The sequence below is a fragment of the Aeromonas sp. FDAARGOS 1410 genome, assembly GCF_019048745.1.
Lineage (GTDB): Bacteria > Pseudomonadota > Gammaproteobacteria > Enterobacterales > Aeromonadaceae > Aeromonas > Aeromonas jandaei.
Genome location: NZ_CP077401.1, coordinates 162,501 through 177,681, shown reverse-complemented (window position 1 = coordinate 177,681; position 15,181 = coordinate 162,501). Strand labels below are relative to the sequence as shown.

Below are 15,181 nucleotides of genomic sequence, written 5' to 3'. Positions count from 1 at the left end.
TAGCCTGATAAAACAGGCTAGGGCTGGTGAATTTTTGTTCACCAGCCTTTTTGCGCTGTAGACTGAGAGCATTTCACACCGTTTACGACTCTCGGTGCACCAGCAATCCGGACTGTCTTCTTTCGTCCGGGCCAACACAAAACGGTGTTGAGACAGAGCTGTCCCGCGGGACAGAGTGGGTCACTTATCAGCGAGCTGAGGAACCCTATGGTTTACTCTTATACCGAAAAAAAACGCATTCGTAAGGACTTCGGTAAGCGAGACCAGGTACTGGACACGCCTTATCTGTTGTCCATTCAGCTGGACTCCTTCAAGCAGTTCATCGAGGCTGACCCGGAAGGTGAATATGGCCTAGAGGCCGCTTTCCGTAGCGTTTTCCCGATCACCAGTTACTCCGGTAGTGCTGAGCTTCAGTATGTCAGCTATCGCCTGGGTGAGCCGGTATTTGACGTAAAAGAATGCCAGATCCGTGGAGTGACCTACTCCGCGCCGCTGCGTGTCAAGCTTCGTATGGTTCTGTACGACCGTGAAGCAGCTGCCGGCACCGTCAAAGACATCAAGGAACAAGAAGTATACATGGGCGAAATTCCGCTCATGACCGAGAACGGCACCTTTGTTATCAATGGTACCGAGCGGGTTATCGTTTCCCAGCTGCACCGCAGCCCGGGCGTCTTCTTCGACCACGATAAAGGCAAAACACATTCATCCGGTAAGGTGCTGTATAACGCTCGCGTTATCCCCTACCGTGGCTCCTGGCTGGACTTCGAGTTCGATGCGAAAGACAACCTGTTTGTCCGTATCGACCGTCGTCGCAAACTGCCGGCATCCATCATTCTGCGCGCCCTGGACTTCACTTCCGAAGAGATCCTAGCCACCTTCTTCGAAACCATCGGTTTCGAGGTCAAAGATGGCAAGTTGATGATGGATCTGGTGCCGGAGCGCCTGCGTGGCGAAACTGCGACCTTCGACATCGTGGCCAATGGTGCCGTGGTTGTTGAAACCGGTCGTCGTGTGACTGCCCGTCACATCCGTCAGCTGGAAAAAGATGCCGTTACCCAGATTGAGGTACCGGTTGAGTACGTTGTTGGCAAAGTTGCTGCCAAGGACTACGCACATCCGCAAACTGGCGAACTGGTAGTGGCAGCCAACCAGGCTCTGAGTCTGGAAGCGATTGCCAACCTGTCCCAGGCCGGCTTCAAGCATTTCGAGGTTCTGTTCACCAACGAACTGGACCACGGTGCCTACATGTCCGAGACCCTGCGCGTCGATTCCAGCACCAACCGTCTGGAAGCGCTGGTAGAAATCTACCGCATGATGCGTCCGGGTGAGCCGCCGACACGTGAAGCAGCAGAGCAGCTGTTCGAAAACCTGTTCTTCTCTGCCGAACGTTACGACCTGTCTACCGTAGGTCGGATGAAGTTCAACCGCCGTCTGGGTCGTGAAGACGAGACTGGCGCTGGCGTACTGACCAAAGACGATATCGTCGATGTAATGAAGCGCCTGATCGACATCCGTAACGGTAACGACGAAGTGGACGATATCGACCACCTGGGTAACCGTCGTATCCGTTCTGTCGGTGAAATGGCTGAAAACCAGTTCCGCGTCGGTCTGGTGCGTGTCGAGCGTGCGGTCAAGGAGCGTCTCTCCCTGGGCGACCTGGACACCCTGATGCCGCAGGATCTGATCAACGCCAAGCCGATCTCCGCCGCAGTCAAAGAGTTCTTTGGTTCCAGCCAGCTGTCCCAGTTTATGGACCAGAACAACCCGCTGTCCGAAGTGACCCACAAGCGCCGTATTTCTGCGCTGGGCCCGGGCGGTTTGACTCGTGAGCGTGCCGGCTTTGAAGTCCGAGACGTACACCCGACCCACTACGGTCGTCTGTGCCCGATCGAGACTCCTGAAGGTCCGAACATCGGTCTGATCAACTCCCTGTCCGTGTACTCTCGTACCAACGAGTACGGTTTCCTCGAGACCCCGTACCGCAAGGTCATTGACGGTGTGATCACCGACGAAGTGGACTATCTGTCTGCTATTGAAGAAGGCAAGTACGTGATCGCACAGGCTAACGCCGCGACCACCGAAGATGGCCGTCTGAAAGATGAATTGATCCCGTGCCGTCACAAAGGTGAATCCACCTTTATGAACGCCGACCAGATCCAGTATATGGACGTGAGCCCGCAGCAGATCGTATCTGTGGCAGCGGCCCTGATCCCGTTCCTGGAACACGATGACGCGAACCGCGCATTGATGGGTTCAAACATGCAACGTCAGGCTGTACCGACCCTGCGTGCTGACAAGCCGCTGGTAGGTACCGGTATGGAACGCGCTGTGGCCGTTGACTCCGGTGTAACCGTAGTTGCCAAGCGTGGCGGCATGATCGACTACGTCGATGCCTCCCGTATCGTTATCAAGGTAAATGAAGATGAGCTGATGCCAGGCGAAGCCGGCATCGACATCTACAACCTGACCAAATACACCCGTTCCAACCAGAACACCTGTATCAACCAGCGTCCTTGCGTGATGTTGGGTGAGCCGGTCATGGCTGGCGACGTACTGGCTGACGGCCCGTCCACCGATCTGGGTGAACTGGCTCTGGGTCAGAACATGCGCGTCGCGTTCATGCCGTGGAACGGTTACAACTTCGAAGACTCGATCCTGGTGAACGAGCGTGTTGTTCAGGAAGATCGCCTGACCACCATCCATATCCAGGAACTGGCCTGTATCTCCCGTGACACCAAGCTGGGTCCGGAAGAGATCACTGCTGACATCCCGAACGTGGGTGAAGCCGCTCTGTCCAAGCTGGACGAGTCAGGTATCGTCTACGTGGGTGCCGAAGTGAAGGGCGGCGACATTCTGGTCGGTAAGGTAACGCCGAAAGGTGAAACCCAGCTGACTCCGGAAGAGAAGCTGCTGCGCGCCATCTTCGGTGAGAAGGCGTCCGACGTGAAGGACTCCTCCCTGCGTGTACCGAACGGTGTGTACGGTACCGTGGTTGACGTACAAGTCTTTACCCGCGATGGCGTGGAAAAAGACAAGCGCGCCAAAGAAATCGAAGAGATGCAGCTGAAGGAAGCGAAGAAGGACTTGACCGAAGAGTTCAAGATCCTGGAAGACGGCATTTTCGGCCGCTCCCGCAACCTGCTGCTGGCCGCCGGTTACAGCGAAGATCGTCTGAACAAGCTGGAGCGTTCCAAGTGGTTTGAACTGGCCATCGAAGATGAAGCCAAGCAGACCGAACTGGAGCAGATCGCTGAACAGCACGTTGAGCTGAAAGCCGAGTTCGACAAGAAGTTCGAGAACAAGCGTCGCAAGATTATCCAGGGTGATGATCTGGCGCCGGGCGTACTGAAAATCGTCAAGGTTTATCTGGCAGTCAAGCGTCGCATCCAGCCGGGTGACAAGATGGCGGGCCGTCACGGTAACAAGGGTGTTATCTCCAAGATCTGTCCGGTCGAGGATATGCCTCATGACGAGTTCGGCCGTCCGGTCGACATCGTACTGAACCCGTTGGGCGTACCGTCTCGTATGAACATCGGTCAGATCCTCGAAGTGCACCTGGGCCTCGCAGCCAAGGGTATCGGCGAGAAGATCGATCGCATGGTCAAAGAGCAGCGCGAGCTGCACGAGATGCGCAACTTCCTGCAGCAGGTCTACGACCTGGGCGAGAAGGACACCCAGCAAGTGAACATCGCCGAACTGTCTGACGACGACGTACGTACCCTGGTGGGTAACCTGCGTAAGGGTCTGCCGGTTGCTACTCCGGTCTTTGATGGTGCCAAAGAGCGCGAAATCAAAGCCCTGCTGAAGCTGGCCGATCTGCCGGAGTCCGGTCAGATTGATCTGTTCGACGGCCGTACCGGTAACCGCTTCGAGCGTAAAGTAACCGTTGGTTACATGTACATGCTCAAGCTGAACCACTTGGTCGACGACAAGATGCACGCGCGTTCTACCGGTTCTTACAGCCTGGTTACCCAGCAGCCGCTGGGTGGTAAGGCTCAGTTCGGTGGTCAGCGTTTCGGTGAGATGGAAGTGTGGGCCCTGGAGGCTTACGGTGCGGCATATACCCTGCAGGAGATGCTGACCGTCAAGTCTGACGATGTGAATGGCCGTACCAAGATGTACAAGAACATCGTGGATGGCGACCACCGTATGGAGCCGGGCATGCCCGAATCCTTCAACGTATTGCTGAAGGAAATCCGCTCTCTGGGTATCAACATCGAGCTGGACGAAGAGTAAGAGCTCGCTCTTATTGTTCGAGAATTGACGTGGGCGCCCCGAGAGGGGCGCCGAGGTTAGACTCCTGACAGGGGAAACACGTGAAAGACTTACTCAAGTTTTTGAAGGCTCAGACCAAGACCGAAGAGTTTGACAGTATCAAGATCGGTCTGGCCTCTCCTGACATGATCCGCTCCTGGTCATTCGGTGAGGTCAAAAAGCCTGAGACCATCAACTACCGGACTTTCAAGCCGGAGCGTGATGGTCTGTTCTGCGCCCGTATCTTCGGACCGGTGAAGGACTACGAGTGTCTGTGCGGCAAGTACAAGCGCCTGAAACACCGTGGTGTGATCTGTGAGAAGTGCGGCGTTGAAGTGACCCAGACCAAGGTCCGTCGTGAGCGTATGGGCCACATCGAGCTGGCCAGCCCGACTGCCCACATCTGGTTCCTGAAGTCCCTGCCGTCCCGTATCGGTCTGCTGCTGGACATGACCCTGCGCGACATCGAACGCGTGCTCTACTTCGAATCTTTCGTAGTTATCGAGCCGGGCATGACCAACCTCGAACGCAGCCAGATGCTCTCTGAAGAGCAGTACCTGGATGCGCTGGAAGAGTGGGGCGACGAATTTGACGCCAAGATGGGTGCCGAAGCAATCCTGGCATTGCTGCGCGCCATCGATCTGGAAGGTGAAGTCAAAGCGATGCGTGAGGAGCTGGATCAGACCAACTCCGAGACCAAGCGCAAGAAGACCACCAAGCGTCTGAAGCTGATGGAAGCTTTCCTGCAGTCCGGCAACAAGCCGGAGTGGATGATCATGACAGTGCTGCCTGTGCTGCCGCCGGACCTGCGTCCGCTGGTACCGCTGGACGGCGGCCGTTTCGCGACTTCCGATCTGAACGATCTGTATCGTCGCGTGATCAACCGTAACAACCGCTTGAAGCGTCTGCTGGATCTGGCTGCTCCGGACATCATCGTGCGCAACGAAAAGCGCATGCTGCAAGAGTCCGTCGATGCGCTGCTGGATAACGGCCGTCGCGGTCGTGCCATCACCGGTTCCAACAAGCGCCCGCTGAAATCCCTGGCCGACATGATCAAGGGTAAGCAGGGTCGTTTCCGTCAGAACCTGCTCGGTAAGCGTGTCGACTACTCCGGTCGTTCCGTTATCACCGTAGGCCCGACTCTGCGTCTGCATCAGTGCGGTCTGCCGAAGAAGATGGCTCTGGAACTGTTCAAGCCGTTCATCTATGGCAAGCTGGAAACTCGCGGTCTGGCGACCACTATCAAGGCCGCCAAGAAGATGGTGGAGCGCGAAGAAGCTGTCGTTTGGGATATCCTGGACGAAGTTATCCGCGAACACCCGGTTCTGCTGAACCGTGCACCGACTCTGCACCGTCTGGGTATCCAGGCATTCGAACCGACTCTGGTCGAAGGCAAGGCAATCCAGCTGCACCCGCTCGTTTGTGCTGCGTATAACGCGGACTTCGACGGTGACCAGATGGCTGTTCACGTACCGCTGACCCTGGAAGCCCAGCTGGAAGCGCGTGCGCTGATGATGTCTACCAACAACATCCTGTCGCCTGCATCCGGTGAGCCGATCATCGTTCCTTCTCAGGACGTGGTCTTGGGTCTGTACTACATGACCCGCGCCCGTATCAATGCGAAGGGTGAAGGTATGGTGCTGTCCGGCCCGAAAGAGGCCGAGAAAGTGTACCGTGCCGGTCTGGCCGACCTGCATGCTCGTGTCAAGTGCCGCATCACCGAGTACGTGAAGAACGAAGCCGGTGAACTGGTTGCCAAGACCGAGATGAAGAACACCACCGTTGGTCGTGCGATCCTGAGCCTGATCCTGCCGAAAGGCATGGAATACGCCCTGATCGACGAGCCGAAGGTGCTGACTGCTGCCGAGCAGGCCGACCTGGATGCCAATCCGCAGAACTGGATCAAGTCCGTATCCAACAAGGCGCTGGGCAAAAAGCTCATCTCCCGTCTGCTGAACACCTGCTATCGCAAGCAGGGGCTGAAGGACACCGTTATCTTCGCTGACCAGCTGATGTATACCGGTTTCCACTACGCGGCGCTGTCCGGTGCTTCCGTTGGTATCGATGACATGGTCATCCCGGATGCCAAAAAAGACATCATTGCTTCTGCTGAAGCCGAAGTTGCCGAGATCCAGGACCAGTTCCTGTCCGGTCTGGTAACTGCGGGCGAACGTTACAACAAGGTTATCGATATCTGGGCCAGCGCCAACGAGCGCGTCTCCAAGGCCATGATGGAGAACTTGTCCAAAGAGCGTAACGTCAACTCGCTGGGTGATGAAGAAGAGCAGGCATCGTTCAACAGCATCTTTATGATGGCCGACTCTGGTGCGCGGGGTTCCGCAGCCCAGATCCGTCAGCTGGCCGGTATGCGTGGCCTGATGGCCAAGCCGGATGGCTCCATCATCGAGACCCCGATCATCGCGAACTTCCGCGAAGGTCTGAACGTACTGCAGTACTTTATCTCTACCCACGGTGCTCGTAAGGGTCTGGCGGATACCGCACTGAAGACTGCGAACTCCGGTTACCTGACTCGTCGTCTGGTAGACGTGGCGCAGGACATGGTGATCACCGAGGACGATTGTGGCACTACCGAAGGTCTGTGGATGACTCCGCTGATCGAAGGTGGCGACGTGGTCGAGCCGCTGCGTGAGCGCGTGCTGGGTCGTGTGGTGGCAGAAGATGTCATCAAGCCGGGTACCGAGGACGAGATCCTAGTTGCTCGCAACACCCTGCTCGACGAGCAGCTGTGTGACCTGCTGGAACGCAACTCCGTTGACCGTGTGAAGGTACGTTCTGCCATCACCTGTGAAACTGACTTCGGTAACTGTGCTCACTGCTACGGCCGTGACCTGGCCCGTGGTCACCTGGTGAACAAGGGTGAGGCTGTCGGTGTTATCGCCGCCCAGTCCATCGGTGAACCGGGTACCCAGCTGACAATGCGTACGTTCCACATCGGTGGTGCCGCATCTCGTGCTGCAGCAGAGAGCAGCATCCAGGTGAAGAACACCGGTAGCATCAAGCTGCAGAACGCCAAGTTCGTTCACAACAGCGATGACAAACTGGTTATCACCTCCCGTTCTACCGAACTGACCATCATGGACGACATGGGCCGTACCAAGGAAAGCCACAAGCTGCCTTACGGTTCCGTGCTGGAAGTGAAGGACGGCCAGGCAGTGAACGCTGGCGAAACCGTTGCTAACTGGGATCCGCACACTCACCCGATCATCACCGAAGTGGCAGGTCGTCTGCACTTCGAACACATGATCGATGGCGTGACCATCACTCGTCAGACCGACGAGCTGACCGGTCTCTCCTCTATCGTCGTGCTGGACGTCAACGAGCGTCCGAGCGCCGGTAAAGAGATGCGTCCGACCGTTAAACTGGTCGACCTGAACGGCAACGACGTGATGATCCCGGGTACCGATGTAGCCGCCCAGTACTTCCTGCCGGGCAAGGCGATCGTGAACCTGGAAGATGGTGCCAACGTGGGCGTGGGTGACGCGGTAGCGCGTATCCCGCAAGAGTCCGGCGGTACCAAGGACATCACCGGTGGTCTGCCGCGCGTTGCGGATCTGTTCGAAGCACGTCAACCGAAAGAGCCGGCTATTCTGGCCGAGATCTCCGGTACCATCTCCTTCGGGAAAGAGACCAAAGGCAAGCGCCGTCTGGTCATCACCCCGACCGATGGTGGCAACGTCTACGAGGAGATGATTCCGAAGTGGCGTAACCTGAACGTGTTCGAAGGTGAAAAAGTTGAGAAGGGTGAAGTGCTGGCGGACGGCCCTGAGTCTGCTCACGATATCCTGCGTCTGCGCGGTATCAGCCCGGTCGCCAACTACATCGCCAACGAAGTGCAGGACGTTTACCGTCTGCAAGGCGTTAAGATCAACGACAAGCACATCGAAGTCATCGTTCGTCAGATGCTGCGCAAGTGCGAGATCCTGACTGCTGGCGACACCGATCTGATCGAAGGCGAACAGGTTGAAGTGGCTCGCGTGAAGATTGCCAACCGTAAGCTGGTTGCCGAGGGCAAGACCCCTGCGACCTACCGTCATGTTCTGATGGGTATTACCAAGGCATCTCTGAGCACCGAGTCCTTCATCTCCGCGGCTTCCTTCCAGGAAACCACTCGCGTTCTGACCGAAGCCGCCGTTGGTGGCAAGCGTGACGAACTGCGTGGCCTGAAAGAGAACGTCATCGTGGGTCGTCTGATCCCGGCTGGTACCGGCTTTGCCTACCACCACAGCCGGATCAACCAGCGCGCTGCTGCAGCTCGTGCTGTTGGCACCCCGCAGGTGACCGCAGATGAAGCTGAGCAGAACCTGGCGGATCTGCTGAACGCTGCCGGTAGCTTCGACGAAGAGTAACTCGTCAACAGTGATTAAAAAGGGCTCCTTCAAGGAGCCCTTTTTGTTGGCCATTTGATCGGCAAAGGCTGACGCCACGCGGGTTTCAGGATGATCCAGAGCAAAGTTGTAGAGTAAAAAATCAAAAAAAGTTGACTTTGCTCTCCTGCGATTTGACACTCGGCAAAGTTGAATGGTTATTACAGGGGTAGAACATGACTGTCGGTATCGAGGAAGCCATGCTTCCCGAAGAACAGCTGATCAGCCGCACTTTTACAGATGAAGACAGGGAATTGTTGCGCTCATACGATGGGCTCATCGACGGCTTGGCCGAATTGTTCGGCAAGCATTGTGAAGTGGTGCTCCACTCCCTGGAAAATCTGCACGAGTCGGTGATCAAGATCGCCAACGGCTTTAACACCGGACGTACCCTCGGGGCGCCCATCACCGATCTGGCACTGCGGATGCTCAAGGACATCGAGAGCACCGGCCAGGATTACACCCAGAGCTATTTTGCTCGCAGCCGCACCGGCGCCCTGATGAAGTCGAGCACCATCGCCATCAGGAACAGTGAACGCCAAGTGATCGGTCTTATCTGCATCAACCTGCATATCAATGCACCTTTCCACGAGTTCGTGGCCGAATTTTTCCCGACGCCCCAGCAGGCGGCGCGCCAGTCACCGGAGACCTTTGCCAACAGTGTCGAAGAGCTTGTTGCCCAGACCGTGGACAACACCATCGACGAGATCAACCGTGATCCCACTGTGGCCAACAATGCCAAAAACCGCTTCATCGTCACTCAATTGTTCGAGAAGGGTATTTTTGACATCAAGGACTCCATCAACATGGTGGCGGACAAACTCAATATTTCGAAACATACCGTTTATCTCTACATCCGACAGCGCAAGCAGGGTGAAGACGAAAACGAGTAACTCAATTCCATAAGGGGATAGATGAATGGCTAAAGAAGTGATTGCAACCGACAAGGCGCCTGCCGCCATTGGTCCTTATGTTCAGGCGACCAAGGTAGGCGAGATGATCTTCACCTCCGGGCAGATCCCGCTTGATCCTGCCACCATGGAGATCGTTGCCGGTGGCATCGAAGCTCAGGCCGAGCAGGTAATGAAGAACCTGATCGCCGTATTGCAGGCTGCCGGTGCCGATGCTGGCAAGGTAGTGAAAACCACCTGCTTCCTGAGCGATATGAACGACTTCGTAGCCTTCAATCAGGTCTATGCCCGTTACTTTGGTGAGGCCGCCCCGGCCCGTTCCTGCGTGGAAGTGGCCCGTCTGCCAAAAGATGTGCTGGTCGAAGTTGAGGCCATCGCCCACCTCTGATCGGCAACTGCTAAAAAGCCCCTCATGGCAGGGGCTTTTTTGTTTTTGGCGTAAAATGGACAGGCATCAGTACAGGAGCCTTGTTATGAGTTTGAGTTTTGCCCTGCTGGTGACCGGGCCTGCCTATGGCACCCAGTCCGCCAGCACCGCCTACCGCTTTGCCCGCAGCCTGTTGGCTCAGGGTCATACCCTCTCTCATCTCTTTTTCTATCAGGATGGGGTCTGCAACGGCAACGGTCTGCATCTTCCCGCTTCCGATGAGACCGACCTGGTGCGCCTGTGGCGAGAGTTGGCAGAGGAGCAGGGAATCCGTATCGATGTCTGTGTCGCTGCCGCCATGCGACGCGGGGTGGTCGATGAGCAGGAGGCCAAAGGGGCAGGGCAGGCCCACTTCAATCTGCAAGCGCCATTTTGTTTGAGCGGGCTTGGCCAGCTGGCCGAAGCTGCCCTGACCGCCGATCGGCTGGTTCAGTTCTAGGGAGTGACCATGAGCAAGAAAATCGCATTTATCTGCAGTCGTGGCCCCCACGGTCATGCTGCCGGTCGGGAGGGGCTGGATGCCCTGCTTGCCACCTCGGCCATGACCGATGAGCTGGCACTCTTCCTGATTGGCGACGGCGTGCTGCAATTGCTTAAAGAACAGCAGCCACAGACTATCTTGCAGCGCCACTATGCGCCAACCTTCAAGATGCTCGAGCTCTATGACATCGAGGAGGTGTACGTCTGTGCCGACTCACTGGCCGAGCGCGGCGTGACGGTCGAGGATCTGCTGATCCCGGTCGAAATACTGTCGCGGGCAGAGATGGCCAACCAGTGGTCACAATGCGCGACGCACATCAGCTTCTGAGGTCCCCATGTTGCATCTGATCTTGAATTCCCCTTTCCAGAGCCAGGCACTGGCTCAGGCGCTCTCATACCTGCAATCTGGCGATGAACTGGTGTTGATGCAGGATGCCGTCATTGCGGCCTGTGCGCCGCAGTGGTGCGAACAGCTGGCCGGGATCCCGCTACACGTCATGACCGAGGATCTGCAGGCGCGTGGTTTGCGTCATCAAGTGGGCGATCTGCTGGATATGGCTGGTCTGGTCGAGCTGATTGCACAAAAAGGCTCCCCCAGAACCTGGGCTGGCTGATTTCCATATTTTTACGTTAATTCAACGAATTATGGAAAATCCATGCGGATCCGATTTGCCCTTCCATGCCACAAACTGTATAAATCTTGACTCCCCAGACAACAGGGCATAAAATTTCGCGTCCCCGTATATGCGGGGAGGATTTTCCACACGTTTATGAAGTCATTATCAGGAGCCTTTTGATGGCAACTATTAACCAGTTGGTTCGCAAGCCACGCATCAAGCTCGTTGTGAAAAGCAACGTGCCGGCGCTGGAAGCGTGCCCTCAGAAGCGTGGCGTATGCACTCGTGTATATACCACCACCCCGAAGAAGCCTAACTCTGCACTGCGTAAAGTGTGCCGTGTACGTCTGACCAACGGCTTCGAAGTCACCTCCTACATCGGTGGTGAAGGTCACAACCTGCAAGAGCACTCTGTTGTTCTGATCCGTGGCGGTCGTGTAAAAGACTTGCCAGGTGTTCGTTATCACACCGTTCGTGGTGCGTTGGACTGTGCCGGTGTTAAAGACCGTAAGCAGGCTCGCTCCAAGTATGGCGTGAAGCGTCCTAAAGCTTAATGGTTCTCCGTTAAGTAAGGCCAAACGTTAATTCGTTTCTAGTTAGATAGCTTTCTAGTTTTGGGTAATCCCTGAAGTTACGGAGAATTTGAAATGCCAAGACGTCGTGTTGTTGGTCAGCGTAAAATCCTGCCAGATCCCAAGTTCGGATCAGAGCTGCTGGCTAAATTTGTCAACGTAGTAATGGTTGACGGTAAGAAATCTGTTGCAGAAGCCATTGTTTATGGCGCCCTGGACATCATTGCCACCAAATCTGGCAAAGAGCACCTGGCCGTATTCGAAGAAGCTCTGGATAACATTCGTCCGGCGGTCGAGGTTAAATCTCGTCGCGTCGGTGGTGCAACCTATCAGGTGCCGGTAGAAGTTCGTCCGGTACGTCGCAATGCTCTGGCAATGCGCTGGTTGGTTGATGCCGCTCGTAAACGTGGTGAAAAATCAATGGCTCAGCGTCTGGCTGGCGAGCTGCTGGATGCCGCTGAGAACAAGGGTTCGTCTGTCAAGAAACGTGAAGACGTACACCGTATGGCTGAAGCGAACAAGGCTTTCGCTCACTTCCGCTGGTAATCCGCTTGCGCAGGGTCTTTGGGCTCTGCGCACCTTTAATTATCTAGGGACAAGCGCCTTAGTAAGAGGATGACAATGGCTCGTACAACCCCCATTGAGCGTTATCGTAACATCGGTATCTCCGCTCACATTGACGCCGGTAAGACTACTACTACCGAGCGCGTACTGTTTTACACCGGTGTAAGTCACAAGATCGGTGAAGTTCACGATGGCGCTGCCACCATGGACTGGATGGAACAGGAACAAGAGCGTGGTATCACCATCACCTCCGCCGCGACCACCGCTTTCTGGTCCGGTATGGGTAAACAGTTCCAACCGCACCGTATCAACATCATCGATACCCCGGGCCACGTTGACTTTACTATCGAAGTAGAGCGTTCAATGCGTGTTCTGGACGGTGCCGTAATGGTGTACTGTGCCGTAGGTGGCGTACAGCCACAGTCTGAGACCGTATGGCGTCAGGCTAACAAGTACAAGGTTCCCCGTATCGCGTTCGTCAACAAGATGGACCGTACCGGTGCCAACTTCCTGCGTTGCGTTGAGCACATCCGCACTCGCCTGAAGGGCAATCCGGTTCCTCTGCAGCTGAACATCGGCTCTGAAGAGAACTTCAAAGGCGTAGTTGACCTGGTCAAGATGAAGGCCATCAACTGGAGCGAAGCTGATCAGGGCGTATCTTTCGACTACGAAGATGTGCCGGCCGAGCTGCTGGAACAGGCGCAAGAAATGCGCATGAATCTGGTTGAAGCCGCTGCTGAAGCGTCTGAAGACCTGATGGAAAAATACCTGGGCGGCGAAGAGCTGACCGAGGAAGAGATCAAGCAAGCTCTGCGTCAGCGCGTGCTGAACAACGAAATCATCCTGGTAACCTGTGGCTCCGCGTTCAAGAACAAGGGCGTACAGGCAATGCTGGATGCGGTTGTTGAGTACCTGCCTGCTCCGACCGATGTAGCTGCTATCGACGGCCTGAAGATGGATGGCGAGACCAAAGACGAGCGTCATGCTTCTGATGACGAGCCGTTCTCTGCTCTGGCGTTCAAGATCGCTACCGACCCGTTCGTTGGTAACCTGACCTTCTTCCGCGTCTACTCCGGTGTTGTTAACTCCGGTGACTCCGTGCTGAACTCCGTCAAGGACAAGCGCGAGCGTTTCGGCCGTATCGTTCAGATGCACGCCAACAAGCGTGAAGAGATCAAAGAAGTTCGTGCAGGTGACATCGCTGCTGCCATCGGTCTGAAAGATGTGACCACTGGTGACACTCTGTGTGACGAAAAAGCGCCGATCATCCTCGAGCGTATGGAATTCCCGGAGCCGGTAATCTCCATCGCGGTTGAGCCGAAAACCAAGGCCGACCAGGAGAAGATGGGCCTGGCGCTGGGCCGTCTGGCTCAGGAAGACCCGTCCTTCCGCGTATGGACTGACGAAGAGTCTGGCCAGACCATCATTGCCGGTATGGGTGAGCTGCACCTGGACATCATCGTTGACCGTATGCGTCGCGAATTCAAGGTAGAAGCGAACGTAGGTAAGCCGCAGGTTGCCTACCGTGAAACCATCCGTACCGCCGTTAAAGACATCGAAGGCAAACATGCCAAGCAGTCTGGTGGTCGCGGTCAGTACGGTCACGTTGTGATCGACATGTACCCGCTGGAAGAAGGCAAGGGCTACGAGTTCGTCAACGACATCAAAGGCGGTGTCATTCCTGGCGAATTCATCCCGGGCGTTGACAAAGGCATCCAGGAACAGCTCAAAGCTGGTCCGCTGGCTGGCTATCCGGTTATGGACCTGGGTGTGCGTCTGCACTTCGGTTCCTACCACGATGTCGACTCTTCCGAACTGGCGTTCAAGATCGCTGCTTCCATGGCCTTCAAGGCTGGCTTCATGAAGGCCACTCCGGTTCTGCTGGAACCGATCATGAAAGTAGAAGTTGAAACTCCGGAAGATTACATGGGCGACGTTATCGGTGACCTGAACCGTCGTCGTGGCCTGATCGAAGGTATGGAAGATGGCCCGTCCGGCAAGATCGTACGCGCCATGGTGCCGTTGGCCGAGATGTTCGGTTATGCAACTGCACTGCGTTCCGCTACCCAAGGTCGTGCTTCCTACGCCATGGAATTCGCCAAGTATCACGATGCACCGACCAACGTTGCACAAGCCGTGATCGAAGAGCGCAAATCCAAGTAATTTAAGATTCCCCGCCTACGACGGTAGGCGGGTTTAACCTAGAAGGACTACGTCGTGTCTAAAGAAAAATTTGAGCGTAATAAACCGCACGTAAACGTCGGCACCATCGGCCACGTTGACCACGGTAAAACCACCCTGACTGCAGCTATCACCAACGTGCTGGCCAAGCACTTCGGTGGTAAAGCTTTCGCCTTCGACCAGATCGACAAGGCACCGGAAGAGCGTGAGCGTGGTATCACCATCAACACCTCCCACGTAGAATACGACACCGCTACCCGTCACTACGCCCACGTAGACTGCCCGGGTCACGCCGACTACGTTAAAAACATGATCACCGGTGCTGCCCAGATGGACGGCGCGATCCTGGTAGTAGCAGCGACTGACGGCCCGATGCCGCAGACTCGTGAGCACATCCTGCTGGGTCGTCAGGTAGGCGTTCCGTACATCATCGTGTTCATGAACAAGTGCGACATGGTAGATGACGAAGAGCTGCTGGAACTGGTCGAGATGGAAGTTCGCGAACTGCTGTCCGAGTACGACTTCCCGGGTGATGACCTGCCGGTAGTCCGTGGTTCCGCACTGAAAGCGCTGGAAGGCGAAGCTCAGTGGGAAGAGAAGATCCTGGAACTGGCTGGCCACCTGGACAGCTACATTCCGGAGCCGGAGCGTGCAATCGACCTGCCGTTCCTGATGCCTATCGAAGACGTATTCTCTATCGCTGGCCGTGGTACTGTAGTAACCGGTCGTGTAGAGCGCGGTATCGTTAAAGTTGGTGAAGAAGTGGAAATCGTTGGTATCAAAGATACCA

11 protein-coding genes (1 of these 11 running past the window's edge) are annotated in these 15,181 nt (G+C 55.9%); all 11 read left to right on the top strand.

What is annotated here, in order from left to right; all coding sequences use genetic code 11:
• The first annotated feature begins 207 nt into the window (after positions 1–207).
• Positions 208–4,236: a DNA-directed RNA polymerase subunit beta gene (rpoB, locus tag I6L40_RS00800; RefSeq protein ID WP_005341838.1), complete on the top strand. Its 4,029-nt coding sequence runs from the start codon at positions 208–210 to the stop codon at positions 4,234–4,236.
• An 80-nt stretch (positions 4,237–4,316) separates the two neighbouring features.
• Positions 4,317–8,621 carry a DNA-directed RNA polymerase subunit beta' gene (rpoC, locus tag I6L40_RS00795; RefSeq protein ID WP_041210877.1) on the top strand — a complete coding sequence of 1,435 codons (4,305 nt, stop codon included), beginning with the start codon at positions 4,317–4,319 and terminating at the stop codon, positions 8,619–8,621.
• A 194-nt stretch (positions 8,622–8,815) separates the two neighbouring features.
• Positions 8,816–9,532 (top strand): transcriptional regulator, encoded by a 717-nt coding sequence (locus tag I6L40_RS00790; RefSeq protein ID WP_033114965.1) that lies wholly within the window; start codon positions 8,816–8,818, stop codon positions 9,530–9,532.
• Positions 9,533–9,557: 25 nt separating this feature from the next.
• Positions 9,558–9,938, top strand: a complete 381-nt coding sequence (locus I6L40_RS00785) for a RidA family protein (RefSeq protein WP_201909032.1) — start codon at positions 9,558–9,560, stop codon at positions 9,936–9,938.
• Between the two features lie 85 nt (positions 9,939–10,023).
• Positions 10,024–10,416, top strand: coding sequence for a sulfurtransferase complex subunit TusD (tusD, locus tag I6L40_RS00780; protein WP_201968117.1), 393 nt, complete (start codon positions 10,024–10,026; stop codon positions 10,414–10,416).
• A 9-nt stretch (positions 10,417–10,425) separates the two neighbouring features.
• Entirely contained in the window at positions 10,426–10,785 is a 360-nt protein-coding gene (tusC, locus tag I6L40_RS00775) for a sulfurtransferase complex subunit TusC (protein ID WP_104016329.1), read from the top strand.
• A gap of 7 nt (positions 10,786–10,792) precedes the next feature.
• The gene (tusB, locus tag I6L40_RS00770) at positions 10,793–11,071 is read left to right on the top strand and encodes a sulfurtransferase complex subunit TusB (RefSeq protein ID WP_041210880.1); all 279 of its coding nucleotides are present in this window, start codon (positions 10,793–10,795) and stop codon (positions 11,069–11,071) included.
• A 182-nt stretch (positions 11,072–11,253) separates the two neighbouring features.
• Positions 11,254–11,628: a 30S ribosomal protein S12 gene (gene rpsL / locus I6L40_RS00765; protein WP_005306278.1), complete on the top strand. Its 375-nt coding sequence runs from the start codon at positions 11,254–11,256 to the stop codon at positions 11,626–11,628.
• Positions 11,629–11,721: 93 nt separating this feature from the next.
• On the top strand, positions 11,722–12,192 hold the full coding sequence (rpsG, locus tag I6L40_RS00760) for a 30S ribosomal protein S7 (RefSeq protein ID WP_040067654.1): 471 nt from the start codon (positions 11,722–11,724) through the stop codon (positions 12,190–12,192).
• A 75-nt stretch (positions 12,193–12,267) separates the two neighbouring features.
• Complete coding sequence (gene fusA / locus I6L40_RS00755) at positions 12,268–14,373, top strand: elongation factor G (RefSeq protein WP_041210881.1); 2,106 nt, start codon at positions 12,268–12,270, stop codon at positions 14,371–14,373.
• 54 nt (positions 14,374–14,427) lie between these two features.
• On the top strand, positions 14,428–15,181 hold the 5' portion of the coding sequence (tuf, locus tag I6L40_RS00750) for an elongation factor Tu (RefSeq protein WP_041209577.1). The gene runs 431 nt beyond the window's last position; 754 of the gene's 1,185 nt are visible here — the first part of the coding sequence; it begins with the start codon at positions 14,428–14,430; its stop codon lies off the right edge, out of view.

Bases quoted from the DNA above. Each gene is read 5' to 3' on its own strand.
- I6L40_RS00790 (WP_033114965.1), top strand. From the start codon at position 8,816: ATGACTGTCGGTATCGAGGAAGCCATGCTTCCCGAAGAACAGCTGATC.
- tusD (WP_201968117.1), top strand. From the start codon at position 10,024: ATGAGTTTGAGTTTTGCCCTGCTGGTGACCGGGCCTGCCTATGGCACC.
- tusB (WP_041210880.1), top strand. From the start codon at position 10,793: ATGTTGCATCTGATCTTGAATTCCCCTTTCCAGAGCCAGGCACTGGCT.
- tusC (WP_104016329.1), top strand. From the start codon at position 10,426: ATGAGCAAGAAAATCGCATTTATCTGCAGTCGTGGCCCCCACGGTCAT.
- rpoB (WP_005341838.1), top strand. From the start codon at position 208: ATGGTTTACTCTTATACCGAAAAAAAACGCATTCGTAAGGACTTCGGT.
- fusA (WP_041210881.1), top strand. From the start codon at position 12,268: ATGGCTCGTACAACCCCCATTGAGCGTTATCGTAACATCGGTATCTCC.
- rpsL (WP_005306278.1), top strand. From the start codon at position 11,254: ATGGCAACTATTAACCAGTTGGTTCGCAAGCCACGCATCAAGCTCGTT.
- rpsG (WP_040067654.1), top strand. From the start codon at position 11,722: ATGCCAAGACGTCGTGTTGTTGGTCAGCGTAAAATCCTGCCAGATCCC.
- I6L40_RS00785 (WP_201909032.1), top strand. From the start codon at position 9,558: ATGGCTAAAGAAGTGATTGCAACCGACAAGGCGCCTGCCGCCATTGGT.